Source organism: Catellatospora bangladeshensis (assembly GCF_016862575.1).
In the GTDB taxonomy this organism is placed as follows: domain Bacteria; phylum Actinomycetota; class Actinomycetes; order Mycobacteriales; family Micromonosporaceae; genus Catellatospora; species Catellatospora bangladeshensis.
In genome coordinates, this window is record NZ_BONF01000046.1 from 1 (window position 1) to 25927 (window position 25927).

The following is a 25927-nucleotide window of genomic DNA, read 5'->3' on the forward strand; positions in this document are numbered from 1 at the left end:
TCTACGCATAGCGTTAAGAAGGTGCCCTTCCTTCGCCTCAGTTCGGGGGGATCACGCGGAGGTGGCCGCGGCGGCCGGGGGTGGGCGGGCCGGCGTAGGGCGGCGGCTCGGGGGCCTGGCGCGGGGCGGGGCGGGCCGCCTCGCGGACGGCCTCGGCCAGGGCGACCAGGTCGTCGGTGGTGGGCGGCGGCGGCTCGAACTCGCCGTCGTGGCGGACCAGGTCCCAGCCGCGCGGCGCGGTCAGGCTCAGCGCGTGCGGCTCGCACAGGTCGTACGTGTGCGGCTCCTGGTACGCGGCAAGCGGGCCGACCACCGCGGTGGACTCGGCATAGACATAGGTCAGCGTTGCGACCGCCTGCCGGGGGCAGCCGTTACGAGAGCAACGCCGTGGAGACCTCACGGCGTGTGACGTTATCGCCCCGCCGGGCATCGGTGAACCGGAAACGCCGCGACACGCCGAGGGAAGGATCACGCCCCGGTACCGAGGCCCGCGACTGGCGCGCGGGGATACATTGGCGAAGTGACCAGTCCCGCCCGCCGCCGCCCGACACTCGCCCGCCGCCGCCGTGACCGCCACGGCAGGGGGATGCGGGGCCGGTTGGTGCCCGCGAGCGTGCCCCTGGCGCGGACCAAGGCCGAGGTGTTCGACGAGCTGGTGCTGGACACGGTCGAGTCGCTCGAGGCGCGTTTCGCCAACGAGCTGGCCGGGGTCGAGTTCGCCGTCGAGGACGTGCCGCCGGACCTGAACGTGTACGACTCCGACGTGCTGGAGGACGGGCGGGTGCCGCTGGCGCGGCTGCTGCCGGGACGGCCGGGCCGGCACGGGGTGCCGCCGCGGATCGTGGTCTACCGGCGTCCGCTGGAGTTCCGCGCCTCAGATCGGGACGACCTGGGCGAGCTGGTGCGTGACGTGATCGTGGAGCAGGTCGCGAACCTGCTCGGGCTCAACCCCGACGACCTGGCCTGAGCCCTCGGCACAGCCCTGAACCGCGGAAGAGCTGCCGGGCCGTCCCCCAACGGCCCTGGCAGCTTCCACGTCTTCAGACCGCGCGGCGCTTGAGCTTGCGGCGCTCGCGCTCGGACAGTCCACCCCAGATGCCGAAGCGCTCGTCGTGCGAGAGCGCGTACTCCAGGCACTCGGACTTGACCTCGCAGCGCGAGCAGATGCGCTTGGCCTCGCGGGTAGAACCACCCTTCTCAGGGAAGAACGCCTCCGGGTCAGTCTGGGAGCACAGTGCGTGCTCCTGCCACTCGGGCGCGTTGCCCAGCAGATCCGCCACGACGGGGCGACCGTCCATCTCCGCTGCCTCCTTATTGCGCGCCGACACGCGGTCGGCGCAACCCCCCACCTGGGAAGCGTTTGTCCACATAGGCGGTTTTGTGGATGCCGCTACCTCCAGCCCCACGCAAAATTACACGTGTGTCGTACGTGCACCGTCAAGCTGACTCTGGTACACGTCCGGCAGGGCCGTTCGGCTCGGACTTCACCGTCCCGCCACTGCCCTATCGATTCAGACCCGAAACCGGTGACGGCATGTCGGGCGTGTCGCGACGAAATTCTGCTGGCGTGTCGAACTTGACGGACGGCGCTGACGGTCTTCGGACAGGAGTGAACCGCTAGCGGGCGTAACTCGTGGTACGCCGGCGAGCGGGGCGGCCCGCGGCCGCGGCGATGGCCTCCAGTTGCTCCACCGTACGTGCCGAGCCGTGCGCGGATCCGGCCATTCGGGAGATCGTCTCCTCCATGAGGGTGCCGCCGAGGTCGTTGCAGCCGCCGTTCAGCATGGCCACGGTGCCCTCGTCGCCCAGCTTCACCCAGGAGCACTGGATGTTGGGGATGCGCCCGTGCAGCAGCAGCCGGGCCATCGCGTGCACGACCCGGTTCTCCCGCCAGGTGGCCCCGGCACGGGCGATGCCGGCCAGGTAGATCGGCGCGTTGGTGTGCACGAACGGCAGCGCCACGAACTCGGTGAAGCCGCCGGTGCGGTCCTGCACCCCGGCCAGCACCCGGAAGTGGCCCAGCCAGTGCCGCGGGTGGTCGACGTGGCCGTACATCATCGTCGAGCTGGACCGGATGCCCAGCCGGTGCGCCGCCTCGACGGTCTCCACCCAGGCGGAGGTGGGCAGCTTGCCCTTGGTCAGCACCCAGCGCACCTCGTCGTCGAGGATCTCCGCGGCGGTGCCGGGGATGGTGTCCAGCCCCGCCTCCCGCAGCCGGGTCAGCCACTCCACGACGGGCACCCCCGCCTTCGCGGCCGCGGTGACGATCTCCATCGGCGAGAACGCGTGCACGTGCATGCCCGGCACCCGCTCCTTCACGGCGCGGACCAGCTCCGGGTACACCGAGACGGGCAGCTGCGGGTCGATGCCGCCCTGCACGCAGACCTCGGTGGCGCCGTCCCGCCAGGCCTCCTCGGCCCGGTCGGCGACCTGCCCGATGCTCAGCCGGTACGCGTCGGCGTCCCGCTCGCGCTGCGCGAACGCGCAGAACCGGCACCCGACGTAGCACACGTTCGAGAAGTTGATGTTGCGGTTGACCACGTAGGTCACGTCGTCGCCGACCGTGTCCCGGCGCACGTCGTCGGCGATGCGGCACAGCTCGTCCAGCGCCGACCCGTCGGCGTGCAGCAGCGCCAGCGCCGCCTCCTCGTGCACCGGCTCCAGCAGCGCCGCCGGGTTCTCCCGCGCGATCCGCAGCCCGGCCGCGAGCGCCCCGACGCTGACCGCCGGACCCGCCGTCCCGCTCGCGGGACCCGCGCTCGCCGCCGCCGGACCCGCGCCGACCGCCGCGCCCTCAGCCGCCTCGCCGACGGCCGACCAGTCGCCGTACACCGTGTCGAAGTCGCCGCGGCGATCATCGGTGCGGCCGCCGCCGTCTATCTCGCGGTGCAGGTCGACACGGCCCGTGCCGCCCTCGACCTCGGGCTCCTGCCAGGGACGGCCGGTGACGGGCGCGTCGGCGACGGCCATGCCGCTCGCGTCGGCGAGGGCGCGCACGTGCGGGTGCAGCCGCGGGTCGATCCACCGGTCCGCGCCGCGCACGTAGCCCGGATACACCGTCAGCCGCTCGCGCAGCTCGAAGCCCGCCGCCTTCGTCAGGTCCGCCAGCTCGTCCAGGTGCGGCCAGGGGCGCTCCGGGTTCACGTGGTCCGGGGTGAGGGGCGAGACGCCGCCCCAGTCGTCGATCCCGGCCTTGACCAGCAGCTCGAACGACGCGTCGATCAGGTTCGGCGGGGCCTGGATGCGCATGCCCGGCCCGAGCAGCAGCCGGGTCACCGCGACCGTGGCGGCCAGGTCGCGCACCGAGGCGTCGGGAGTGGAGCGCATGGCCGTGTCCGGCTTGGCCCGGAAGTTCTGCACGATCACCTCCTGGAGGTGCCCGTACTCCCGGTGGCTCCGGCGCATCTCGAAGATCGCGTCGACCCGCTCGGCGTGCGTCTCCCCGATGCCGATCAGGATGCCCGTGGTGAACGGCACCCCGACCCGGCCCGCGTCGGCCAGCACCCGCAGCCGCACCGCGGGCTCCTTGTCCGGCGAGCCGTAGTGCGGCCCGCCCGGCTCGGACCACAGCCGCGTCGCGGTCGTCTCCAGCATCATGCCCATGCTCGGCGCCACCGGCCGCAACCGCTGCAGCTCCGCCCAGCTCAGCACGCCCGGGTTGAGGTGCGGCAGCAGGCCGGTCTCCTCCAGCACCGCGATCGCGACCGAGCGCAGGTAGTCCACGGTGGAGCCGTAGCCGCGCGCGTTCAGCCACTCCTGCGCGGCGGGCCAGCGCTCCTCCGGCCGGTCACCCAGCGTGAACAGGGCCTCCTTGCAGCCCAGCGCCGCGCCCTGCCGCGCGATCGCCAGCACCTCGTCGCGGTCCAGGTAGGCCGCGGGCAGCCGGTGCGGCACCGTCGCGAACGTGCAGTAGTGACACCGGTCACGGCACAGCCTGGTCAGCGGGATGAACACCTTCTTCGAGAACGTGATCACACCCGGCCGCCCGGCGTCGCGCAGGCCCGCGTCGCGTACCCCCGAAGCCAGGGAAAGCAACTCGTCGAAGGCCGCACCATGGGCACTGAGCAGGGCGGTCGCCTCCCCGGCGTCCAGTGCCCGCCCGGCCGCGGCGCGCTTCAGCGCGCGCGCCACCTCCGCGTCGGTGACCTTGGACTGGGCGGCGACCTCGCTGGACATGCCCGCCAGCCTACGACCCTGGCCCCGCCGCCCTCCCGCGGTGGGAGAGGATGTCGCCATGCGGATCGTGGTGCTGGCAGGCGGCATCGGCGGGGCGCGCTTCCTGTCGGGGGTACGGGCACACGCCCGCGCCACCGGCGCCGAGGTGACCGCCGTCGTCAACGTGGGCGACGACGTGTGGATGCACGGGCTGCGCATCACCCCCGACCTGGACTCGGTCATGTACACCCTGGGCGGCGGCATCGACCCCGAACGCGGCTGGGGCCGCGCGGGCGAGACCTGGACCGTCAAGGAGGAGCTGGCGAACTACGGCGCCGAACCCACCTGGTTCGGCCTCGGCGACCGCGACATCGCCACCCACCTGGTCCGCACCCGCATGCTCAACGCCGGCTACCCGCTGTCCGCGGTCGTCGCCGCGCTGTGCGACCGCTGGCAGCCCGGCGTCACCCTGCTGCCCGCCACCGACGACCGGGTCGAGACCCACGTCGTCGTCACCGACGCCGACGGCACCCGCGCCATCCACTTCCAGGAATGGTGGGTACGCCACCGCGCCGCGCTGCCCGCCGAGCAGTTCCGCTTCGTCGGCGCCGACACCGCCAAACCCGCGGCCGGGGTGCTCGACGCGCTCGCCGCCGCCGACGTCGTGCTGCTCGCCCCGAGTAACCCCGTCGTGTCCATCGCACCCGTGCTCGCCGTCTCCGCTCTGCGCGAAGCGCTGGTCAGCGGCTCCGCGCCCGTCGTCGGCGTCTCCCCGATCATCGGCGGCAGCCCCGTACGCGGCATGGCCGACAAGTGCCTCGCCGCGATCGACGTCCCGTGCACCGCCGAGGGCGTCGGCCGCCTCTACGGCGCGCGCGCCGCCGGTGGCGTACTCGACGCCTGGCTCGTTGACACCGGCGACGCGGGCACCGACGTGCCCGGCGTACGCGTCGGCGCCGCGCCCCTGTGGATGACCGACGACGACGCCACCGCCGCGATGGTCCGCGCCGCACTGGAACTGGGAGGAGCCGCATGATCGACGGGTTCACCGTGCTCGCCGTCCGGGGCATCCCCGACGTGCGGCCCGGCGACGACCTCGCCAAGCTGATCGTCACCGCCGCCCCGTGGCTCGCCGACGGCGACATCCTCGTGGTCACCAGCAAGATCGTGTCCAAGGCCGAGGGGGCGCTGGCCGACGTGCCCCCCGGCGGCCCCGAACGCGAGCAGGCCCGCGAGCGCATCCTGCGGTCGCAGACCGCCCGCGCCGTCGCCACCCGCGGCCACACCCGCATCGTGCAGACCCACCACGGCTTCGTCATGGCCTCGGCCGGCATCGACAACTCCAACGTGGACCGCACGCAGCTCGTCCTGCTCCCCGAGGACCCCGACCGGTCCGCCCGCGCCCTGCGCCAGACGCTGCGCGACGAGTACGGCCTCGACGTCGCGATCATCGTCAGCGACACCATGGGGCGTCCCTGGCGCAACGGGCTCACCGACGTGGCCCTCGGCTGCGCCGGCATCGAGCCCTTGCGCGACCACCGCGGCGAGACCGACCCCCACGGCAACGAGCTCCAGATCACCCAGATGGCCGTCGTCGACGAGCTCGCCGCCGCCGCCGAGCTGGTCAAGGGGAAGATCGACCGGGTGCCGGTCGCGGTCGTCCGCGGCCTGCTCACCGCCACCCGCGACAGCAACGGCGTCATCCCCACCCTGATCCGCGACGCCGAACACGACCTCTTCTCCCTCGGCACCGCCGAAGCCCGCGCCGAAGGCCGCCGCGAGGCAGCCGACGCCTAGCCCCACCGCTCCCTTGGCGGCGCGCAGCGCCGCCGCCCCGTTCAAGATCACTGTTTCGTGTCCAAAAGTGTGGCTGAGCCGCAGGTTTGGACACGAGATCGCGATCATCGGCGGGTGCGACGAAGGGTTATCCACAGGGGGTGGTGCTAGGGCTGCGCTGAGTAGGGTCGATCCGTTACCCTGCCCGCAGGCGTCCTATCCGGCCGGTGTGTGGACCAGCGGAGTGCCGGGCCGCCATTCGCAGCGCGCTTCTTTGGGGAGGGAAGCATGCCTGAACGACCTGTGCACGGCAGGCTCACCGTCGACCTGGCCGGCCTACGCGAGATCAGCGCCGACCTGCGTCGCGACACCGACGAGGACCTGCGCCCCGGCTTCGCCACCGCCCAGCGGCAGATGCGCTACGGTGCGCGCTTCTGCCTCGCACTCGACTGTGCCGAGGGCCGAGCCGCTCGCCATTCGGTGACCGAGGTGCTCAAACAGCATCATGCGAACGCGGCTTTCCAGCTCCAGATGGCGGAGCAGCTCACGATCGCGTTAGAACAGATCGTCGACAATTACGCCGCCGCCGATGCGAGATCCGCTTCACGCATCGCGGAGGTCGCCGCCGAGCTCAACAGAGTCTTCGAACAGCTGCAACAGCCTGCGCAGCCCACCCAAAGCCCACCGCTGAGAGGGATGCTCCCGTGACCGCAGGGCAGAGCGGAATGCTTGCCGACGAAGGCGGCTACGTCGTCGCTCCCGGCGATGCCCTGAAAAGGTGGCCGACTACGGAGCAGACGAACTGGGTTTCGATCGACCCGCCCCGCGCGTGGGACATGGTTCGTCACGAAGATGACGCCTTGGGCTGGGAGCAGATCGCCGGTCTTCGTCGACTCGCAAGCCTGCTCCTGGCACATGCGGATCAACTCGACAAGCAGCGCACCGCCCTCGCCCAGATCTGGCCTGCGGAGGCAAGCCCAGCCTCCGCCGTCGCATTAGCCAAGATCGGCAAGCTGATCAACGGCATGCGGCTGGAGAGTGAGGCCGCTCTGCAGAATGCCCTAGCGCTTGATGGGATCATGGCAGCAACTGCTAAGGCCAAGCAGGAGATTCGGCAGGTCGTGCAGCAGTGGGAGACCACAACCCATGAGGGCGGCCCCGAATGGTGGGATCGCGAGGCCACCCGGCTGAGTTACGTCACAGAGCAGACGATGACCGCCACCGAACGCACCATTCGAGACCACCGGAGCCGCATAACCCTGCCGATTGACTCTCGCAGTGTTGATGACGGTGCGCAGATCGTGGGTCTGCCCACACCAGCGCCTGATCCAAGTGGGTCGACCAGCACTCGCAAACGCGGACCCAACGGGCCTTTGCCCACGCCACCGCCCATGCCGGGATACCCGCCTCTCGTCAGTCCACTGCCGGGCGAGTCCGGCCCCGATCTTCAAGGCATGACGCCACCCGTTCCCGCTGCGCCAGGCCAGCCCGTGTCTATGTTGCCGATCGCGCCTGGCAACCCTCATGCCCCTTACGGCGGTGCCTACGTCCTCCCCGGCCCCGGCGTGGGGAAGAGCGGCTATGTGGTGTCACTGCCACAGCCGGGCTCCGGAGCTGGACCCGCTGTCACCGCGGCGGCCCGCGGTGGTGGGTCGAGCATGCCCGGAATGATGCCGCTACCGATAGGCGGGCCGACCGGTCAGCCGAACAACCAGGGTGGAGGCGCGGCATATCGACGTCGGCCGGACACTTCATGGGACGTCGCACAGGGAGTGCCTCCCCTGATCGCGCCTGAAGCCGTCAGCCGTTCCTCGGAACCCACATCCGAGCAGATCGAGGAAGACTTCCGCCAGTGGTTCACCCAGACAGCGATGCCCTGGCGGAACGAAGACCACCCCGATGAACCAGCGCCCATCGTGACCATCCGCAGAGGAGGAGTAAAAAACCCGTGAGCCCGCTCGCCACCGTTCGTCTCACCACAATCGCTCTCGTAATGACGGCTGTTCTGCTCGGAGCCGCAAACGGCGCCATCGCTACGGACGATGTGTCCGACGGACAGTGGTTCCACTCCTTCCTGAGCACCGACAAGGCGAACAAGATCACTGATGGCGCTGGCGTCACGGTCGCCGTTATTGACAGTGGCGTCGACGCCTCTCATCCCGATCTTCGGGGATCCGTGCGACCGGGCATCGATCTCGCAGAAGGCGGACACGGGGACGGCCGCACTGATGAAGACGGACACGGCACCGCGATGGCCGGACTGATCGCTGCCCACGGCCGTGTCCGAGGGATTGCCCCGGGTGCGGCGATCGTGCCGGTAAAAGTTTCACCACATCGGCAGATGACAGCAGCGGACATCGTTGAGGGAATCCAGTGGGCAATCTCGCAGAAGGTCGACGTCATCTCAATCTCCCTCGCCGACGATTTCGATGACCCTGCGCTCCGACAAGCGGTCGCGCAGGCTCTCAAGTCGGACATAGTCGTGGTCGCGGGCGCTGGCAACAAGCCTGATCCGACAGTGGGCTTCCCTGCGGCGATTCCCGGTGTCGTAGCTGTGGGTGGCGTAGACAGGCAGGGGGATCACGCGAAGATCTCGGTGACGGGAGCTGCGATCGTCGTCTGCGCACCCAGCGACGAAATCACCAGTACAGGCCTCCAGCATCTCTGGCGGAAGGCCACCGGTACGTCCGACTCAACGGCGATCGTCGCCGGTGCCGCAGCGCTGGTGCGAGCACGGTACCCAGATCTTTCAGCGGCCGAGGTCGTTCATCGCATTACGGCCACCGCGATCGACAAAGGCCCCGCCGGACGCGACCCGCAGTACGGCTACGGCGTGCTCGACATCGTCGCGGCGCTCACCGCAGACGTGCCCCCGCTGGCCTCTGCTTCACCGAGCACACCCGCCGAGCCGGACTCCAACAACCCGTGGCCGCTGGTGATCATCATCGGTACCGTGGTGGTGGCTGGCGTGCTGGTGCTGCTGCTCGTGGTCAGATCACGGCGCAGGGGCTGAGCGGCCCACGAGCATCGCGTACCCCAGCTGCGTCAGCGTGTGGTGAACCGTGTTCCGGTCACGGACGCTGTGCAGCAGTCCCGCACCGCGCAGCACGGCCACGTGCTGGCTCGCGGCGGCCGGCGACACGTCGAGCCGCCGCGCCAGCTCACTGGTCGTGCTCCCCTGCGCCACCAGCTCCAGCACCGCCGCCCGCGTACGCCCCAGCAACGCCGACAGCGCCTCGCCGCCACGCACGACCGCGGCCCGCGCCTCCTGGTGCACGGAGTACACCAGCACCGGCGGCAGCTCCGGGTCGAACAGGGTCACCGGCTTGGTCGGCGTCTTGAAGTACGACGGCACCAGCTGCAGCCCTCGCCCCTCCAGATGCACCTCCCGATGCGACGGGTAGTCCGCCACCTCGAGCACGTTCCCGTCGAAGCGCACGGTCGGGTGCAGGCTGTTCAGCAGCCCCTCCGTCCCGGAGTCGATCATGGTGCGAGCCCGGATCCCCCGGTCCGCGTCGACGGCTGTACGTACCCGGTCCCACATCGGCGCGATGGCCGTCTCGTGATAGCGGCCGATGGCGGTGCCCAGCTCACCGATCGCACCCAGGTGACCGCTGCCGACGTCGTCGACCGGGGCGGGCAGTGACCCCTGCGCGTCGCCGAGCGCGTTGATCTCCTGCCGGAGCCGGTTCTTCGGCGTGGTCAGCACGGCGTCCAGCCCCGCACCGATACCGCCGGACGCCTCGGGCGGGGTGAGGAAGTCGGGGAAGTAGCCGACCGGCGGGTTGAGCGCCAGCAGCAGGCCCACCTCGTCCCGCAGCGGGCCGCCCGGCTTGAGGCCGTTGATCATGCGCTGCTTCCACCCGGCCAGCAGCGGATCGGTGCCGCGCATGCGGAGCAGGTGGATGCTGAGCGCGAGTTCCCACAGCGGATCCGGCACTGACGCGATCCGCGTACGGACCAGGTCGGCACCGGTGAAGTGGATGCGCAGCATGGACTCTCCGGATGAGGGGGTGCCGCTGACTCTACCGGCGGACGTGACCTGCGTCTTTAAGTCACGGCCGAATGTCGTGGACCCGTCACCGTTCGGTGGACGATCCTTGTCGGGCCTGGGGAGCCGGGACGGCGTCACGCGGAGGGTGCCAGTCCCTGGACCGTACGGGGGCGTACGGGGCGATGCGGAAGCGGCTGGTCGGAGTGCCGGGGGGCGGTCTGACCGGCCGCTCCGTGCGTTCGCACCCCACCCGGCCCGCCGTCACTCCCGGACCGGCGCGCACTTTCGGGGAAAGTGCACCCGCCAAGCACCGGATGACCCCACTTTCCCCGAAACCGCACCCCGAACCTGCGGCCGCCCTGAACCCGCGCCCATCCCGAACCCCGCGCCCGCCTCGAACCCGCACCCATCCCGAAACCCGCGCCCCACCCCGAACCTGCGGCCCGCCCCAGACGCGCGCCCGCCCCGAAAAGTGCATCCCGAACGCGCGCCCCATCCCAAACCCGCGCCCACCCCCAACGCGGCCCGGACCGCGCGGGTATGCGTCAGTTGGTGAGCCAGAGGGCGATGCGGTGGTCTTCGTCGGCGACGTAGAGCGGGGTGCCGTCGCGGTCGGACACGCCCTCGATGTGGTGCAGCGGCGCGAGGTCGGCGACCGGTTCGGGCGCGATGAGACCCGGGCCGCCCCCGTCGGGCAGCTGGAACCTCAGGTGGCGGCAGGTGGCGTGCCGGGCGTGCGGGTGGTGCTCCAGCAGGATCGACCCCTTGTCGAGCGCGTCGATCGACCCGACGACCACGTCGAAGCTCCCGTCGGCCCGCGCCGCCAGCGCCCGTACCCCCAGCGGCCCCGCCCCGACCCCGGTCAGCGCGTACACCCCCGCGACCCCGAGCGTGCCACCGCCGAACAGCCCCGGCAGCCCCGTCAGCTCGACCAGGATCGGCTCCCCCGCAGCGGTCACCGGCCAGCGCAGCCCCGCCAGCAGCGTGCCCCGGGCGGTGAACGCCGCCCCCTCGATGTTGATCGGATGGTCCCCGGGCGCGAGCTGCGCGACCCACCCCTTGCCTTTGGCCGTGCCGCGCCGCCGCGCCGCGCCGACGAAGCCGTCGTGTACGGCGAACGCGACCTTCTCCGGCGCCGCCGGGTGCCCGGTGACGGCGAGCGCGGCGAGCGCGTCGTTGACGGCCCGGTGCAGCGCGAACCGATGCCGGATGATCTCCAGGCGCGGCGTCGCGGACTCGCGGAAGCGGGCCACGAAGGCCCGTTTCGGCTGCAGCGGCCCGGCCTTGGAGCCGAAATGGGAGCCGAGCACGTACACCCAGCCGTCGTGGCGGGCGAGCGCCTCGGCGTCCTCGGTGCGCCCGGCGTGCGCGCCGACGTCGGCTTTGACGTGTTCGGCGCGCCACCGCCCGTCGGCGTGCTCGACGAGCAGGGCCAGGCATTCCTCGACCGGTCCCTCGTCGAGCACGGTCCAGTAGGCCCGGCGTGCGCCGAGTTCGCGCAGCAGTGCCTCGTCGTGTACGGGCAGCAGGTCGCTTGCTTCGTTGCCGGCCGCGGTCAGCTCCACCAATCGCATGATTGGCAGATTAGATGCGGCTGTCGCCCCGCTCCTTGAGCTCGTCGACGAGCTTCTTGACGTCCTGGGCCCGGTGGCGCGGGCAGACGAGCACCGCGTCGGGGGTGTCCACCACGATCACGTCGCGCATGCCGAGCGCGGCGACGAGGCGGCCCGACTGGGGCACGAGCACGGTGCCGGCGCAGTCGTGCAGCAGCACCTCGGGCTTGCCGCCGTCGAGGGTGGCGCTGTCGCCGACCACGACGTTGCCGTCGTCGTCGCCGGGCAGCACGTCACCGAGGGTGTGGAAGTCGCCGACGTCGTTCCAGCCGAAGTCGCCGGGCACGGTGGCGACGAGACCGGCGGCGGCCGCGCCCTCCATCACCGCGTAGTCGACGGAGATCTTGGGCAGGGTCGGCCAGATCTCGCCGAGCACCCGGTCGCGGTCGTCGCCGTCCCAGGCGGCGGCGATCCGGATCAGGCCGGCGTGCAGCTCGGGCTGCTGGCGGGCCAGCTCACGGAGGAAGACGTCGACCCGCCACACGAACATGCTGGCGTTCCACAGGTAGCGGCCGGACCGCACGTACTCGGTGGCCACGTCGAGCGACGGCTTCTCCTTGAACTCGTCGACGGTGCGGATCGGGCCGTCGACGACGGCGCCGCACTGCAGGTAGCCGTACCCGGTCTCGGGGTGGGTGGGCGTGATGCCGACGGTCATCAGCAGGCCGCGGCGGGCGCCTGCCTCGGCGTCGCGCAGCACCTGGGTGAATCGCTCGCCGTCGCGGACCAGGTGGTCGGCGGCGAAGGAGCCCATCACGGCCTCCGGGTCGCGCTGCGCGATCACGGCGGCGGCCAGGCCGATCGCGGCGCACGAGTCGCGCGGGCTCGGCTCGATCAGGATGTTGGACTCGGGCAGGTCGGGCAGCTGCCGCGCGATGGCGGCCGCGTGGGCCGTGCCGGTCACCACGTACGTGTCGGCGAGCGCGGCCACCGGAGCGAGCCGGGTGACGGTCGCCTGGATGAGCGTGTCCGCGGTCCCGGTCAGCGGGTGCAGGAACTTGGGGTTCGTGGCGCGCGACAGCGGCCAGAGACGGGTTCCACTTCCACCTGCGGGAATGACGGCGTGCAGCATCCGACCATCATGCCTGACAGATGCGACCTCCCCGCGCACCCCGCCCGTGACACAAGCCGCATTCGCCTGCTAGGGGCGGGGTGCCCGGAAGATCACCGGTAGTGGTGACGGATGGACCGCTGCCACGCGGCGACGTGCGCCTCGGCGCTGGAGTTCCAGCTGAACTCCTTCGCACGGGCGAGTCCCGCCGCGGCCAGCGCGGACCGGCGCGCCTCGTCGTCGAGCAGGGCGGCCAGGTCCTTCGCGATGTGGTCGGCGTCCTGGCCGGTGTAGGCGACGGCGTCGCCGCCGACCTCGGGCAGGGACAGCCGCGGCGTGGTCAGCACCGGGGCCCCGCAGGCCATCGCCTCCAGGATCGGCAGGCCGAAACCCTCCCCATGGCTGGGGTACGCGCACAGCACCGCCCCGCCGAGGAAGCCCGGCAGGTCGGCGTACCGCAGATAACCGGGGCGCAGCAGGCGCAGGTGCGCGGGGACCTCGCCGGCCACCCGGTCGATCTCGTCGTCGTGGCCCTGGCCACCGGCGAGCACCAGCGCGGGCGGGTCGATGCGGTCGCGGACCGCCGCGATCCAGCCCCGGACCAGGTTCGGCACGTTCTTGCGCGGCTCCTTCGCGCCGAGGAACGCGATGTACGACTGCTCGCCCAGGCCGAGCCGGGCCCGCACCCGCGCCTTCTCCTCCTCGCCGGGCACGTGGAACGCGGTGTGGTCGACCCCGTGATACGCCACGTCGATCTTGGTGGGGTCGGCGTCGAGCAGGCGGATCAGCTCGTCGCGGGTCGCCTTGCTGGGCACGATCACGCGCTCGGCGCGGCGCAGCGAGGTCTTGATCGCGGAGCGGAAGAAGGTGCCGCGGGACTTGTCGTAGTGCTCCGGCTCGGTGAAGAACGTCGCGTCGTGCACGGTCACCGTCACCGGACAGCCGGCGCGCAGCGGGCAGGTGTAGAACGGCGAGTGCAGCACCTGCGCGCCGACCTGCTGGGCGAGCAGCGGCAGGCCGGTCTGCTCCCAGGCCAGCCGGGCGGGGCGGTGCGCGACCGCGGCGGGCGCGGCCACGACCTGCGCGTGCGGCAGCGTACGGGCGTAACGCTCCTGGTCGGTGCGCTGGGAGACCACGACCAGGTCGATGTCGGAATGGTCGGCGAGGGCGCCGAGCAGGCCGTCGAGATACCGGCCCACGCCGCCGCGGTCGGCGGGCACGCTGGTGGCATCGACGAGCACCCGGGGAGAGCGATCGATCGTCACGGTGAACACTCCTTGTGGGGGTGTGCAGCGCAGCCCAGTCGACCGCCGCTCTGCGGTTGTGAGACTGTGCGCTGTTTCACAGCAGTCACGCTTCAGACTACGCCCGACATGCCCCGAGGCAAGGTCCACGACGCGGCAGTGTCGGTAGCCTGACCACGTGTCCACTATCGGTCAGCTCTTCGCCGCATCAGTCGCCGCCGATCCGGCAAAACCACTGCTCACCTGGTACGACGACGGCACCGGCGAGCGCACCGAGCTCTCCGGCGCGACGCTGGCGAACTGGGTGTCCAAGACCGCCAACCTGCTGGTCGACGGGTGTGGCCTGGGCTCCGGGGACGTGGCCCGGATCGCGCTGCCGCCGCACTGGCAGACCGCGGCGATCATGCTCGCGTCGTGGACGGCCGGGCTGGCCGTGTCCCACTCCGCCGACCTGCCCGCCGACGTCGCCTTCGTCGAGGCCGGCGTCGAGCCCGCCGCGCCCGACACGTACGCCGTCAGCCTTCACCCGTTCGCGCTGCCGCTGCGCGACCTGCCCGCCGGGGTGTCGGACTGGGTCAGCTCGGCGCGCGCCCACGGCGACTTCTACGGCGGCCCGCCCGCCGACCCGGCCGCGGCCTCGCTGGTCGGCCTGCCCGGCGGCGGGGGCTCGATCAGCCACGCCGACCTGGCCGAGCGCTCGCTGACCCGGGCCAAGGAGCTGGAGATCGGCAAGGGCGACCGGGTGCTCATCGACATCGGCGCCCACCCGCGCCCGCTCGACTGGCTGACCGCCCCCATCGCCGCCGGCGCGAGCCTGGTCCTGTCCTACCGCACCGCTCCGGGCATCCTCGACTCCCGCGCGGCGACCGAACACGCCCGCCTCATCCCCTGACCGGCGACGTTAAGAAGGGCACCTTCTTCTACGCATAGCGTTAAGAAGGTGCCCTTCCTTGCGCGGTCAGCGGGACTTGGCGAGGGTTTCGAAGGCGAGGAGGGACTCGGGGTTGGCGAGGGCGCCCTTGGCGGCGGCTGAGTCGACGGGGGTGCCGGTCAGGATGCGCTTGACCGGGACTTCCAGCTTCTTGCCGGACAGGGTGCGGGGCACGGCGCCGACCTGGTAGATGACGTCGGGGATATGGCGGGGCGAGAGCGCGGTGCGCAGCTCGCGGGCGATCTTGGCCTTGAGGGTGTCGTCGAGGTCCAGGCCGGGCTGGAGCACGACGAAGAGCAGCAGCTCACCGGCGCCGCCTTCGTCGTCCTCCAGGTGTACGACCACGGAGTCGGCGACCTCGGCCATGCCCTCGACGACCGAGTAGAACTCGGCGGTGCCCAGGCGCACCCCGCCCCGGTTGAGGGTGGCGTCGGAGCGGCCGGTGATGACGCAGGTGCCGCGCTCGCTGATGGTGATCCAGTCGCCGTGCCGCCACACGCCCGGGAACACGTCGAAGTACGCCTCGCGGTAGCGCGAGCCGTCCGCGTCGCCCCAGAAGCCGACCGGCATGCTCGGCATCGGCGCGCTGATCACCAGCTCGCCTAGCGCGTGCTCGATCGGGTGACCGGTGGGGTCGTACGCCTCGACCTTCGCGCCCAGGCAGCGGGCCGCGATCTCGCCGGGGTAGACCGGGTTGAGCGGGGTGCCGCCGACGAACCCGGTGCACACGTCGGTGCCGCCGGACAGGGACAGCAGCAGCAGGTCGGGGTCGACGTTCTCGTACACCCACACGAAGCCCTCGGCGGGCAGCGGCGCCCCGGTGGAGCCCAGCCCGCGCAGCTTCGACAGGTCCGCGACCTCGCGCGGGACGACGCCCTCCTTGCGGCAGGCCAGCAGGTAAGGCGCGGAGGTGCCGAAGTAGGTCATGCCCGCCACCTCGGCCAGCCGCCACAGGGCGCTCAGGTCCGGGGCGGCCGGGTTGCCGTCGAACAGCACGATCGCCGCGCCCACGGCCGGGCCGGAGACCAGGTAGTTCCACATCATCCAGCCGGTGGTGGAGAACCAGAAGAAGCGGTCGCCGGGCCCCAGGTCGTGGTGCAGGGCGAGCATCTTGAGGTGCTCCAGCAGGATGCCGCCGTGCCCGTGCACGATCGGCTTCGGCAGGCCGGTGGTGCCGGAGGAGTAGAGCACGTACAGCGGGTGCGCGAACGGGACGGGCGTGAACGCCAGCGGCTCGTCGGTGTCGGCGGCCAGCTCGCCCAGGCCCACCTGGCCCTGGGTGTACGGGAGCAGCACGGTGTGCGCCAGCGACGGCAGCGCGGCCTGGATCGCGGCGACCTCGCCCCTGCGGTCGATCAGCTTCTCGCCGTACACGTAGCCGTCGACGGCGACCAGCACCTTCGGCGAGATCTGCTGCCAGCGGTCGGTGACGCTGCGGGTGCCGAACTCGGGCGCGCACGAGGAGAAGATCGCGCCCAGGCTGGCCGTGGCCAGCATCAGCACCACGGTCTCCGGGATGTTCGGCAGGTACGCCGCGACCCGGTCGCCCTCGCCCACGCCGAGCCGGCGCAGCCCGGCCCGCGCCCGGCGGACCTGCTCGCGCAGCTGCGCGGCGGTCAGGATCACCGGCTCGCGGGTCTGCGAGTAGCCGAGCACCACCGGCTCGTCGTCGCCGACGCCGGGCATGCGCAGCACGTTCTCGGCGTAGTTCAGCGTCGCGCCGGGGAACCACCTCGCGCCCGGCATGGTGGCGTCGGGCAACACATCCGCCGGCTGGTCATGTGCGACGACCTGGAAGTAGTCCCAGATCGAGGACCAGAACGCGGTCAGGTCGGTGGTGCTCCACCGCCACAGCTCGTCGTACGAGGCGAAGGCCAGCCCGCGCTCGCGCTCCAGCCAGCCGAGGTAGTCCCCGATCCGGGAGTGCTGCCTGACATCTGCCGGTGGGGTCCACAGCGCCTCGGTCATCCTGATCCTCTCCCGCGAAACCTCGTCGTACCGCAGTTCGCATCCTGCCGCATGGCACGACGGATCATTCTCCGACCTGGGACGGGTGCCTCGCGGTGGGTTCGGGCACATCAGCGGCGGCCGGGCGGTGGGCCGGGCCGCCACCGGGATCAGGCGCGGTCGGCGCGGTGCTGGTCGATGGCGCGGCGGCGGGCCAGCCGGTGCTCGCGGCGGATCTCCGCCTCGTGGAAGCGGCGCACGTCCTCCGGCGTCTCCGGCAGCACCGGCGGCACCTCGCGCGGGTCGCCCGCGGCGTCCACCCCGACGAACACCAGGTATGCCGTGGCCACGTTGACGGGCTCGCTGCCGGCCTCGTTCCACCGCTCGGCGAACACCGTCACGCCGATCTCCAGCGAGGTCTTGCCGGTCCAGTTGACCTGCGCCTTCGCGTGCACCAGGTCGCCGACCCGCACCGGCACCATCAGCGTGATCTCGTCGATGGCCACCGTGACCGCGTTGAACCCGCAGTGCCGCGCCGCGGCGGCGCCCGCCGCGTCGTCCACGAACTTCATGATCACGCCACCGTGCACGGTGCCGTAGAGGTTCACGTCCTGGTTGGTCATGATGCGGCTCAGGGTGACCCGCGAGAACGCGGTCGGCCGGCCGAGCGGCGGAGTGTCGATCACGCCGTTCACCGTACGCCCATCCGCCGAACGGTTGCGCAACGCCTGGAAATCAGTAAGGTACCGGCCCATGCGCCATGTATGGAGCCTTCTCGCCGGAATTGTCATCGCACCTCTGGCCTGGCTGGTCATCGCATACGGCCAGGCGGTCATCACCGAATCGGAGCAGATCGGCGCCGAACGGCCACTGTGGTTCGGCCTGATCCTGCTCGCCCTCATCGGCCTGGCCCTCGGCACGGTCGGCAGCCTGCGCGTCTCCCCCGCCGGGCCCCTCGTCGTCGCCGCCGGCTACGTCGGCGCCACCGCGTTCCTCATCGCCGCCCCGGACGCGGCGCAGCGGCTGCTGCCCGACGTATGGGTGTTCCTGGGCGAGCTGGTCGTCCCGGCCAGCCCGGTCACCAGCGGCGTGCTCGGCATGCTCGGCACGATGCTGCTGATCGCCGTGCTGAGCCCGCAGCGCTGGCGCAACTGGCCGCGCCGCGACGAGGCGGACGAGCCGGCCTGGTCGGAACCGCTGTCCACCCGCGGCGACGGCCCGGACACCTTCAACGGATTCGCCGACTTGCGGACCCCCGCAGACATGTCTGGTGTCGATACGCCATCCTGGAGCGCGCCAACCAAGGTCTAACCCCGGAGGCATGGTGCGCCACATCGGATCGTTCCTGCTCGCGCTGGTCTTCGCACCAGCGGTGTTCCTGCTGACCGGCACGGGACTAAGCGCCTTCCAGACCAGCTGGGTCGCGGGCGGCGCTCCCGAGGCGGTGCTCGACACGGCCGTCGCGCTCGGCGCGCTGCTGCTCGCGGGCGCCCTCTACGCCGTGCTCACCATGGTGCGCCTGTCGCCGGTGGGCCCGTTCCTGGCCGGGCTCGGCCTGCTCGGCATGAGCGTCTGGGCGATCGCCCACCCGGCGTCCTACGAGGACACGTTCGCGATGCTGAACGTGCACATGGGCGGCGCGGTCGGCCAGACCGGGCTGGGCATCGTGCTCGCGGTGCCGCTGCTGGCCACGGTCGGCAGCCCGCGCCGCTGGAAGAAGCACGACCGGCTGGCCGACGAGACGGTCGCGCTGGCGGCGTACCCGCTGCAGCAGGCCCGGCCCGGCGCGCCCGCCGACGCCACCCGCCAGTTCACGGCGCAGCCCGGCGGCACGGCGTACACCGGCCTGCCGGACGTGCCGCCGCCGTCGCTCCACTACCCGCGGATGACCCCGCAGAGCGTGCCCACGGTCAACGTGCCGCCCGCCCCGCCGGTGTCCGCCGCCCCGACCGTCCAGACCCCGCCGAGCCCGCCCAGCGCCCCCAAGGCGCCCAAGGCTCCGAAGGCGCCGGCCGCGCCCGTGGCGGACGCCCCGCCGCTGCCACGCCGCACCCCTGCGGCGGCACCGGCCATCGCCCAGCAGCCCAGCGCGCCACAGCCGCCGAGTGCGCCGCAGCCGCCCAGCCCGCCGCAGGCGGCCACTCCTCCGGCGCCGCCCGCAGCACCGGCCCCCGCGGCGACGCAGCCGGTCGCACCGCCGCCGCTGCCCGAGGAGCAGACCGTCATGATCCTCGACCCCGCCGACCAGCAGACCATCAAGATCGACAAGAAGGACTGACCGGACCCACCGGCAGCTCCCACAACGAGTCGCGCCCCCACGGATCCCGTGGGGGCGCTTCCCTTTCCGCCGCCTCACCAGATCTTGGAGAGTTGTTGTCGTTGGAGCGACAACAACTCTCCAAGATCTACCCATCCCGTCCAGTGATCATGAAGTTAGGGGTGCGACACGCCGTCGAACACGCCCATAAGTTCATGATCAACGCAGCGGGGCCCGGAGGGCCCGGGGGCGGGCGGTCAGGTGGGGAGGGTGGCTAGGGCGCGGTAGATGCGTTTGTCGGAGACGGGGTAGGGGGTGCCGAGGGACTGGGCGAAGTAGCTGACGCGGAGTTCCTCGATCATCCAGCGGACCTCGGCGAGGGTGTCCCAGCCGGGGGCGCCGGGGCGGATCGAGGCCTTGGCGTCGGCGTACTCCTGCTGGACGTCCTCGATGAGGAGGAGGCGTTCGCGGTCGCGCTGGGGCTGCTCGGGGAGCTTGGCGAGGCGCTGCTCGACGGCGCGGAGGTAGCGGGCCAGGTCCGGTAGGCGGCGCAGGCCGGTGGCGGCCACGAAGCCCGGGTACACCAGGCCGGTGAGCTGGGCGCGGATGTCGGCCACCGAGCGCACCAGGAGCACGTTCGTGATCGACTTGAGCCGCCGGTCGATGTCGTACGCCGACGACAGGATCGGCTCCAGCTGCTGGAGGATCTCGTACATGGTGTCCGGCATGTCCATGCGCGCCTTGAGGACCAGGGCCGCGAACGCGTCGGCGTCCCACGCCGGGCCGCCCGCCTCGATGATGACCTTGTCGACCGCGGTGGTCACCACGTCTTCGAGCAGCTTGTTGACGCTGCCGTGCGGGTTGCGGCTGAGCGCCAGTTTGGCCTGGTTGGTCAGGCGACCCTGGAGTGACTTCAGCGGGGGCGGCGCGCCGAGCAGCACCAGCCGGCGGGTGCCCCGCCACATGGCGGTCCACTGTTCGCCGGGGCTGTCGAACACGCCGACGCCGACGGTCTCGCCCTCGTCGACCAGCGCCGGGTAACCCTTGACGGCGTACCCGCCGCGCTGCCGCTCGACGACCTTGGCCAGCGGGCCGATGGTCCACGCCTTGAGGCCGTGCTGCTCCATGTCGTCGGCGGCGGCCGCGACGGCGGCCTGGGCCTTGTCCCGGAGCTGGCGCTTGAGCGCGGCCAGGTCCTTGCCCTCGGCGAGCCGGGCGCCCTTCTCGTCCTCGACGCGGAACGTCATGCGCAGGTGGTCGGGCACCTTGTCCGGCTCCCACGCCTCGCGGGCCACGACCACGCCGGTCATCGTGCGCAGCTGCCGCTCCAGCAGCCCGAGCAGCGGCTCACCGTCGGGCCTGTGCCCGGCGATGGCCTCGCGTACGTAGTCGGGCACCGGCACGAAGTTGCGCCGGATCGACTTGGGCAGCGAGCGCACCAGCGCCACCGCCAGCTCCTCGCGCAGCCCCGGAATCTGCCAGTCGAACCCGGCCGGGGACACCTGGTTCAGCAGCGGCAGCGGGATGTGCACGGTGACGCCGTCGGCGTCGGCTCCAGGTTCGAACTGATAGGTCAACGGGAACTCGAACTCCCCCTGGCGCCACACGTCCGGGTAGTCGGCCTCGTCGACGCCGCCCGCGGTCTCGTTGACCAGCATCGACTTCTCGAAGTCGAGTAGCTCGGGCGTCTGGTGGCGGGCCTTCTTCCACCAGGTGTCGAAGTGGCGGCCGGAGACCACGTCGGCCGGGATGCGGGCGTCGTAGAAGTCGAACAGGGTGCCGTCGTCGACGAGGATGTCGCGGCGGCGTACCCGGTGCTCCAGCTCCTCGACCTCGGCAAGCAGGTCCCGGTTGGCGTGGAAGAACTTGTGGTGGGTCTCCCAGTCGCCGTCGACCAGCGCGTGCCGGATGAACAGCTCGCGCGACAGCGCCGGGTCGATCCGGCCGAAGTTGACCTTGCGCTTGGCCACGATCGGGATGCCGTAGAGGGTCACCTTCTCGTACGCCAGCACGGCGGCCTGCTTCTTCTCCCAGTGCGGCTCGCTGTACTGCCGCTTCACCAGGTGCTCGGCCAGGCTCTCGGCCCACTCGGGCTCGATCTTCGCGGCGATGCGGCCCCACAGCCGGGACGTCTCGACCAGCTCGGCGACCATCACCCAGCGCGGCGGCTTCTTGAACAGCGCCGAGCCCGGTGAGACGAAGAAGCGGCCGTTGCGGGCGCCGATGAAGTCGCGCTTCTCCGGGTCGTACAGGCCGATGTGCGACAGCAGGCCGGACAGCAGCGACTGGTGCAGCCGCTGCGGCTCGGCGGGCACCGTGTTGAGCGTGAAGCCCATGCCCTTGACCACCTGGCGCAGCTGCGACTCCAGGTCCTGCCACTCCCGGATGCGCAGGTAGTGCAGGAAGTCCGTCTTGCAGGTCCGCCGGAACTGGTTCGAAGACAGCTCTTTCTGCTGCTCCTTGAGCCAGTTCCAGAGATTGAGGTACGCGACGAAGTCGGAGTCCTTGTCCGCGAAGCGGGCGTGCTTCTCGGCCGCGGCCTGCTGCTTGTCCGCCGGGCGCTCGCGTGGGTCCTGGATGGACAGCGCCGCCGTGATGATCAGCACCTCGCGCAGGCAGCCGTTGCGGTCGGCCTCCAGCACCATGCGGCCCAGCCGCGGGTCGACCGGCAGCTGCGCCAGCTTGCGGCCCAGCGGGGTGAGCCGGCCGGGCTCGCCGCGCACCGGCGCCTCCAGCGCGCCCAGCTCGTGCAGCAGGTCGACGCCGTCGGCGATGTTCCGCCGGTCCGGCGGGTCGATGAACGGGAACGCCGCGATGTCGCCCAGCCCCAGCGAGATCATCTGCAGGATGACCGAGGCGAGGTTGGTACGCAGGATCTCCGGCTCGGTGAACTCCGGCCGGTTGACGAAGTCCGTCTCGTCGTAGAGCCGGATCGCGATGCCGTCCGAGGTGCGCCCGCAGCGGCCCTTGCGCTGGTTGGCCGAGGCCTGCGAGACCGCCTCGATGGGCAGCCGCTGCACCTTGAGCCGGTGGCTGTAGCGGGAGATGCGGGCCGTGCCCGGGTCGACCACGTACTTGATGCCCGGCACGGTCAGCGACGTCTCGGCCACGTTGGTGGCGAGCACGATGCGGCGGCCGGTGTGCGGCTGGAAGACCTTGTGCTGCTCGGCGGTGGACAGCCGGGCGTACAGCGGCAGGATCTCGGTATGCCGCAGCCGTTGACTCTGAAGTGCGTGCTTGCGCAGCGCCTCGGCGGTGTCGCGGATCTCGCGCTCGCCGCTGAGGAAGACCAGCACGTCGCCGGGCGCCTCCAGGGCCAGCTCGTCGACCGCGTCGGAGATCGCCTGGATCTGGTCGCGCTCGTCGTCGTTGTCGTCCTCGTCGCCCGCGACGACCAGCGGGCGGTAACGGACCTCGACCGGGTACGTGCGCCCGGACACCTCGACGATCGGGGCCGGGACCGGCTCGCCGCCGCCCGCCGGGACGGTCGCGAAGTGGGCCGCGAAGCGCTCCGGGTCGATCGTCGCCGAAGTGATGATCACCTTGAGGTCGGGGCGGCGCGGCAGCAGCTGCTTCAGGTAGCCGAGGATGAAGTCGATGTTGAGGCTGCGCTCGTGCGCCTCGTCGATGATCAGCGTGTCGTACTGGCTGAGGGTGCGGTCGTGCTGGATCTCGGCGAGCAGGATGCCGTCGGTCATCAGCTTGACCATGGTCTCGTCGCCGACGTGGTCGGTGAACCGGACCTTCCACCCGACCACCCCGCCGAGCGGCGTCTGCAGCTCCTCGGCGATGCGCTCGGCGACCGTACGGGCGGCCAGCCGGCGCGGCTGGGTATGGCCGATCAGCCCGCGCTGCCCGCGCCCGAGTTCGAGACAGATCTTCGGGATCTGGGTGGTCTTGCCGGAGCCGGTCTCGCCCGCGATGATCACGACCTGGTGGTCGCGGATCGCCGCGGCGATGTCGTCGCGCTTCTGGCTGACCGGCAGCTCGTCGGGGTAGGTGACCTGCGGCACGTTGGCGGCCCGCAGGGCGATCCGCTCCTCGGCCTTGGCGACGGCCTCCGTGATCTGCGCCACGGCGGCGTCCAGCGCCTCCCCGGGCTTCATCCGGCGTACGCCGTCGAGGCGCCGGGAGAGCCGACGCTGATCCTGCGCCAACAGCACGTCGACGCGTTTACGCAGCTCTACGAGCTGGCTGGGGTTGCGGGGCGGCCTGTTGCGGCGCGCCGCCGGCTCGGACTGCGATGTCATGACAGCCGCAAGGATAAGCCGCGCCCCCGGCCGGACGACCAGCGGTTTTCCGCACAGCCCGCGGCACCGCCGCCGACCTCCCCGAAAACGGCGGCGGGGCCGGACGCCCGCCGAAGCGGACGCACCGGCCCCGCCGTACGTTCAGCGCAGGACCGGGCCCAGCGCGCCGATCAGCGCGTGGTCGTCGGAGTCCTGGCTCAGCTCCCACGCCATCGCGCCGCGCAGGCCGAGGAGCTTGATCAGCGCGGTGCGCTCGGCGAGCGACTTCGGATCGGTGTAGACGATCGTCGTCGGCGCGGTGACCGTGCCGGACGCCAGCACGTGCTCGGCGGCCGGGTTGACCAGGTACGGCTCGCCCGCGAGCGGGTTCCACTTGCGGGTCCAGCCGCCGGTGGCGGTGCCGTCCGGGCTGAGCACGCCCGCGACGTCGACCAGGTCGTGGTACGACGGCTGGGGCTTCTGATCCCAGATCAGCGAGTCGGGGTTCAGCCCGGTGTTGTCGAACGCGCCGTAGAGCCCGTCGGGGTTGCGGATGTACTGCACGCCGTAGAAGGGCACGCCGACGACGATCTTGTTGGCGGGCACCCCCTGGGCGAGGTAGTAGCCGACCGTGCCGACGGTGTTCCAGGTCCAGTCGCCCGCGTTCGGGTCGCGCGGGTCACGCGTGAACAGGGTGCTCGGGCCCGCGACGGAGCCGCCGGGCACGTTGAAGTCGTAGGTCATGATGTTGACCCAGTCCAGCGACTTCACGAACTCGCGCAGCTCGTAGTACTTGGTGGAGCTCTTGGCGGCCGGGAGCGCGGCGGTCAGCAGGTAGTGCTTGCCGTCGAGCTTGCCCTGCGCGTCGAGCTGGCGGCGGAACTCCTGCGCCAGCAGCGTCGCGTTGTGGCGGTCCTCCGGGCCGTAGTCGACGTTGCTGTCGGCCTTGGCCGTCGGGTACTCCCAGTCGAGGTCGATGCCGTCGAAGATGCCCTTGGCGACGCCGATGCCGCCGGCGTCCTCCGGCCAGCCGCCGGTCGGCAGGTTGCCCTTGATGAAGGTGTCGATGCAGGCCGCGACGAACGCCTGGCGGCGCTCGGCGGTCTTGGACACGCTGGAGAACCAGGTGGACTTCGTCCAGCCGCCCAGCGAGATCTCGATCTTCAGGTGGGGGTTGGCCGCCTTCAGCTTGCGCAGCTGGTTGAAGTTGCCGTAGACGTTCTGGCCGGGATAGGTGTCGGCCACCCCGTCCACGGTGTTCTCCGGACCCCAGTACACCTGCTGGTAGTCGGCCCACGGGTCCAGCACGTCGCAGCCGACGGCCCCGGTCGCCTGGTTGAACGTCGGCACGCCGAAGGCGTACTGGATGACGTTGAGCCTGTCGGCCGGGATGTCCTTGACGAAGTAGCCGCGCCCGTAGACGGACCAGTTCGTGAAGTAGGCGGAGATCACCTTCTTCGGCACGTCCGGCTTGGGGGCACCGCCCCCGGCAGCGGCCGCGGGGCCGGCGGCCAGGAATCCGGCGCCCAGGGCCAGGGCGAGCGCCCCCGCGACACCCGGGCGGAGCAGAGATCTGAGCATATGCACTCCCATCGTTCGTCCAATGCGAACCTTCACGCGGGAGCGCGCAACAGTCAAGAGACCTAACAGTTAGATTTCCTTAGTATCCGGAGCCCGTCCGGATCGAAGCAGGTCAGCCGCGCCTCGCGGCGCCCTGCGCGCGGCGCGGCCGCACCGGCTCCTCCACGAAGTCCGGCTCGTCGGGCTCCGCCGCGTCGGTCAGCGAGTCCGAACCGATGAAGTACGCCGGGCGGCCCTGGATGCCCTGGTAGATGCGGCCGACGTACTCGCCGAGCAGGCCGAGGCAGATGAGCTGGCAGGCGCCGAGGAACAGCACGACCAGCGACAGCGACGTCCAGCCGGGCACGACCGCGCCCTGCCAGTACGCCCACAGCACCTTGACCGCGGCGATCACGCAGGCCAGCGCGCCGACCGCACCCAGCCAGATGGCCAGCCGCAGCGGCGCGGCGGTGAAGCTGATGACGCTGTCCACGGTCAGCTTGATCATCTTGCCGAGCGGGTACTTGCTGGTGCCCGCGGCGCGCTTCTCGCGCACGTAGGTGACCTCGCCGCTGGGGAAGCCGAGCCACGGCACCAGCAGGCGGTAGACCGGCGTCTGCTCGGGCAGGCCGCGCAGCGCGTCGACCATCGCCCGGCTCAGCATGCGGAAGTCGCCCGCGCCGTAGGGCATCTTCTTGCCCACGATGCTGCGCATCAGCCGGTAGTACAGCCCGGCGGTGCCCCGCTTGAACGCGGTGTCGCTGGCCCGGTCGCCGCGTACGCCGTAGACGATGTCGAGGTCGCGCTCCTCGGCCAGGTCGAGCATCTGCGCGATGACCTCGGGCGGGTCCTGCAGGTCGGCGTCGATGGTGACCACGTAGTCGCCGCGCGAGCGGTGCAGGCCCGCGGTGAGCGCAGCCTGGTGGCCGCTGTTGCGGCGCAGCCGGACCAGGCGCAGCTGCGGCCAGTTGGCCCGCATGAGGGTGACCAGGGCCGCGGTGTCGTCCCGGCTGCCGTCGTCGACCGCGAGCACCTCGTAGGTGCGGCCCAGCCCGTCGAGCACCGGCCGCAGCCGGGCCACGAGCAGGGGAAGCACCGCCTCCTCGTTGTACATCGGGATGACGACGGTCAGTCTCGGCTCGGTCACCCCGAAACCATAGCCATCCGGAG

General features: G+C 71.4%; 20 protein-coding genes and 1 pseudogene. 9 read left to right on the forward strand and 12 right to left on the reverse strand.

Going from position 1 to position 25927, the window contains the following annotated elements:
• Positions 1-37 precede the first annotated feature (37 nt).
• On the reverse strand, positions 38-400 hold the full coding sequence (locus tag Cba03nite_RS33170; RefSeq protein ID WP_203755033.1) for a DUF3499 domain-containing protein: 363 nt from the start codon (positions 398-400) through the stop codon (positions 38-40).
• A gap of 120 nt (positions 401-520) precedes the next feature.
• On the opposite strand from Cba03nite_RS33170, the gene Cba03nite_RS33175 reads away from it, so the two are divergent.
• Positions 521-967 carry a metallopeptidase family protein gene (locus Cba03nite_RS33175; RefSeq protein ID WP_203755036.1) on the forward strand — a complete coding sequence of 149 codons (447 nt, stop codon included), beginning with the start codon at positions 521-523 and terminating at the stop codon, positions 965-967.
• Between the two features lie 73 nt (positions 968-1040).
• Here the strand turns inward: Cba03nite_RS33175 and Cba03nite_RS33180 are convergent, their stop codons facing one another.
• Both Cba03nite_RS33180 and Cba03nite_RS33185 read right to left on the reverse strand, forming a co-directional pair.
• The gene (locus Cba03nite_RS33180; RefSeq protein WP_203755039.1) at positions 1041-1298 is read right to left on the reverse strand and encodes a WhiB family transcriptional regulator; all 258 of its coding nucleotides are present in this window, start codon (positions 1296-1298) and stop codon (positions 1041-1043) included.
• A gap of 319 nt (positions 1299-1617) precedes the next feature.
• Positions 1618-4176: a bifunctional FO biosynthesis protein CofGH gene (locus Cba03nite_RS33185; RefSeq protein ID WP_203755041.1), complete on the reverse strand. Its 2559-nt coding sequence runs from the start codon at positions 4174-4176 to the stop codon at positions 1618-1620.
• Between the two features lie 58 nt (positions 4177-4234).
• On the opposite strand from Cba03nite_RS33185, the gene cofD reads away from it, so the two are divergent.
• The 5 genes and pseudogenes from cofD (at position 4235) to Cba03nite_RS33210 (ending at position 8944) form a co-directional block, all read left to right on the forward strand.
• Positions 4235-5191 carry a 2-phospho-L-lactate transferase gene (cofD, locus tag Cba03nite_RS33190; protein ID WP_203755043.1) on the forward strand — a complete coding sequence of 319 codons (957 nt, stop codon included), beginning with the start codon at positions 4235-4237 and terminating at the stop codon, positions 5189-5191.
• Positions 5188-5943: pseudogene (locus tag Cba03nite_RS33195) on the forward strand (coenzyme F420-0:L-glutamate ligase); the annotation flags it as partial. The gene cofD and the pseudogene Cba03nite_RS33195, both read left to right, overlap by 4 nt.
• Positions 5944-6219: 276 nt before the next feature.
• A complete protein-coding gene (locus tag Cba03nite_RS33200; RefSeq protein ID WP_203755047.1) occupies positions 6220-6639 on the forward strand; it encodes a hypothetical protein in 420 nt (139 codons plus the stop codon).
• Positions 6636-7883 (forward strand): hypothetical protein, encoded by a 1248-nt coding sequence (locus Cba03nite_RS33205; RefSeq protein ID WP_203755049.1) that lies wholly within the window; start codon positions 6636-6638, stop codon positions 7881-7883. Before Cba03nite_RS33200 ends, Cba03nite_RS33205 begins: the two co-directional genes overlap by 4 nt.
• Positions 7880-8944, forward strand: coding sequence for a S8 family serine peptidase (locus tag Cba03nite_RS33210; protein ID WP_203755051.1), 1065 nt, complete (start codon positions 7880-7882; stop codon positions 8942-8944). The genes Cba03nite_RS33205 and Cba03nite_RS33210 overlap by 4 nt, the downstream gene beginning before the upstream one ends.
• Here the strand turns inward: Cba03nite_RS33210 and Cba03nite_RS33215 are convergent.
• From Cba03nite_RS33215 to Cba03nite_RS33230, 4 genes are all read right to left on the reverse strand, one after another.
• On the reverse strand, positions 8927-9925 hold the full coding sequence (locus Cba03nite_RS33215) for an ArsR/SmtB family transcription factor (RefSeq protein ID WP_203755053.1): 999 nt from the start codon (positions 9923-9925) through the stop codon (positions 8927-8929). The genes Cba03nite_RS33210 and Cba03nite_RS33215 overlap by 18 nt on opposite strands.
• A 545-nt stretch (positions 9926-10470) precedes the next feature.
• Entirely contained in the window at positions 10471-11499 is a 1029-nt protein-coding gene (locus Cba03nite_RS33220) for a hypothetical protein (RefSeq protein ID WP_203755055.1), read from the reverse strand.
• Between the two features lie 10 nt (positions 11500-11509).
• Positions 11510-12610 (reverse strand): mannose-1-phosphate guanylyltransferase, encoded by a 1101-nt coding sequence (locus tag Cba03nite_RS33225; protein ID WP_203755057.1) that lies wholly within the window; start codon positions 12608-12610, stop codon positions 11510-11512.
• Between the two features lie 92 nt (positions 12611-12702).
• Positions 12703-13854 (reverse strand): glycosyltransferase family 4 protein, encoded by a 1152-nt coding sequence (locus Cba03nite_RS33230; RefSeq protein WP_203755059.1) that lies wholly within the window; start codon positions 13852-13854, stop codon positions 12703-12705.
• Between the two features lie 157 nt (positions 13855-14011).
• On the opposite strand from Cba03nite_RS33230, the gene Cba03nite_RS33235 reads away from it, so the two are divergent.
• Positions 14012-14725 (forward strand): TIGR03089 family protein, encoded by a 714-nt coding sequence (locus Cba03nite_RS33235; protein ID WP_203755061.1) that lies wholly within the window; start codon positions 14012-14014, stop codon positions 14723-14725.
• A 66-nt stretch (positions 14726-14791) separates the two neighbouring features.
• Here Cba03nite_RS33235 and Cba03nite_RS33240 read toward each other — a convergent pair whose 3' ends face one another.
• Together Cba03nite_RS33240 and Cba03nite_RS33245 are read right to left on the reverse strand one after the other, a co-directional pair.
• Positions 14792-16732: an acetoacetate--CoA ligase gene (locus Cba03nite_RS33240; RefSeq protein WP_203755063.1), complete on the reverse strand. Its 1941-nt coding sequence runs from the start codon at positions 16730-16732 to the stop codon at positions 14792-14794.
• Positions 16733-16881: 149 nt separating this feature from the next.
• Entirely contained in the window at positions 16882-17334 is a 453-nt protein-coding gene (locus Cba03nite_RS33245; RefSeq protein WP_239126212.1) for an acyl-CoA thioesterase, read from the reverse strand.
• 130 nt (positions 17335-17464) lie between these two features.
• Here Cba03nite_RS33245 and Cba03nite_RS33250 point away from each other — a divergent pair, with 130 nt between their 5' ends.
• Both Cba03nite_RS33250 and Cba03nite_RS40445 read left to right on the forward strand, forming a co-directional pair.
• Positions 17465-18022 (forward strand): hypothetical protein, encoded by a 558-nt coding sequence (locus Cba03nite_RS33250; protein WP_203755067.1) that lies wholly within the window; start codon positions 17465-17467, stop codon positions 18020-18022.
• A gap of 10 nt (positions 18023-18032) precedes the next feature.
• On the forward strand, positions 18033-18989 hold the full coding sequence (locus tag Cba03nite_RS40445) for a hypothetical protein (RefSeq protein ID WP_203755069.1): 957 nt from the start codon (positions 18033-18035) through the stop codon (positions 18987-18989).
• 236 nt (positions 18990-19225) lie between these two features.
• Here Cba03nite_RS40445 and hrpA read toward each other — a convergent pair whose 3' ends face one another.
• From hrpA to Cba03nite_RS33270, 3 genes are all read right to left on the reverse strand, one after another.
• A complete protein-coding gene (gene hrpA, locus Cba03nite_RS33260; RefSeq protein ID WP_203755071.1) occupies positions 19226-23218 on the reverse strand; it encodes an ATP-dependent RNA helicase HrpA in 3993 nt (1330 codons plus the stop codon).
• A gap of 141 nt (positions 23219-23359) precedes the next feature.
• Entirely contained in the window at positions 23360-24778 is a 1419-nt protein-coding gene (locus Cba03nite_RS33265; RefSeq protein WP_203755074.1) for a glycoside hydrolase family 18 protein, read from the reverse strand.
• 112 nt (positions 24779-24890) lie between these two features.
• Positions 24891-25904, reverse strand: coding sequence for a glycosyltransferase family 2 protein (locus Cba03nite_RS33270; RefSeq protein ID WP_203755078.1), 1014 nt, complete (start codon positions 25902-25904; stop codon positions 24891-24893).
• Between the last annotated feature and the right edge of the window lie 23 nt (positions 25905-25927).

Excerpts from the sequence above, each read along its gene's own strand:
- Cba03nite_RS33180 (WP_203755039.1), bottom strand. The coding sequence starts at position 1,298 with ATGGACGGTCGCCCCGTCGTGGCGGATCTGCTGGGCAACGCGCCCGAG.
- Cba03nite_RS33185 (WP_203755041.1), bottom strand. The coding sequence starts at position 4,176 with ATGTCCAGCGAGGTCGCCGCCCAGTCCAAGGTCACCGACGCGGAGGTG.
- cofD (WP_203755043.1), top strand. The coding sequence starts at position 4,235 with ATGCGGATCGTGGTGCTGGCAGGCGGCATCGGCGGGGCGCGCTTCCTG.
- Cba03nite_RS33200 (WP_203755047.1), top strand. The coding sequence starts at position 6,220 with ATGCCTGAACGACCTGTGCACGGCAGGCTCACCGTCGACCTGGCCGGC.
- Cba03nite_RS33215 (WP_203755053.1), bottom strand. The coding sequence starts at position 9,925 with ATGCTGCGCATCCACTTCACCGGTGCCGACCTGGTCCGTACGCGGATC.
- Cba03nite_RS33220 (WP_203755055.1), bottom strand. The coding sequence starts at position 11,499 with ATGCGATTGGTGGAGCTGACCGCGGCCGGCAACGAAGCAAGCGACCTG.
- Cba03nite_RS33225 (WP_203755057.1), bottom strand. The coding sequence starts at position 12,610 with ATGCTGCACGCCGTCATTCCCGCAGGTGGAAGTGGAACCCGTCTCTGG.
- Cba03nite_RS33240 (WP_203755063.1), bottom strand. The coding sequence starts at position 16,732 with ATGACCGAGGCGCTGTGGACCCCACCGGCAGATGTCAGGCAGCACTCC.
- Cba03nite_RS33245 (WP_239126212.1), bottom strand. The coding sequence starts at position 17,334 with ATGACCAACCAGGACGTGAACCTCTACGGCACCGTGCACGGTGGCGTG.
- Cba03nite_RS33250 (WP_203755067.1), top strand. The coding sequence starts at position 17,465 with ATGCGCCATGTATGGAGCCTTCTCGCCGGAATTGTCATCGCACCTCTG.
- Cba03nite_RS40445 (WP_203755069.1), top strand. The coding sequence starts at position 18,033 with ATGGTGCGCCACATCGGATCGTTCCTGCTCGCGCTGGTCTTCGCACCA.
- hrpA (WP_203755071.1), bottom strand. The coding sequence starts at position 23,218 with ATGACATCGCAGTCCGAGCCGGCGGCGCGCCGCAACAGGCCGCCCCGC.
- Cba03nite_RS33265 (WP_203755074.1), bottom strand. The coding sequence starts at position 24,778 with ATGCTCAGATCTCTGCTCCGCCCGGGTGTCGCGGGGGCGCTCGCCCTG.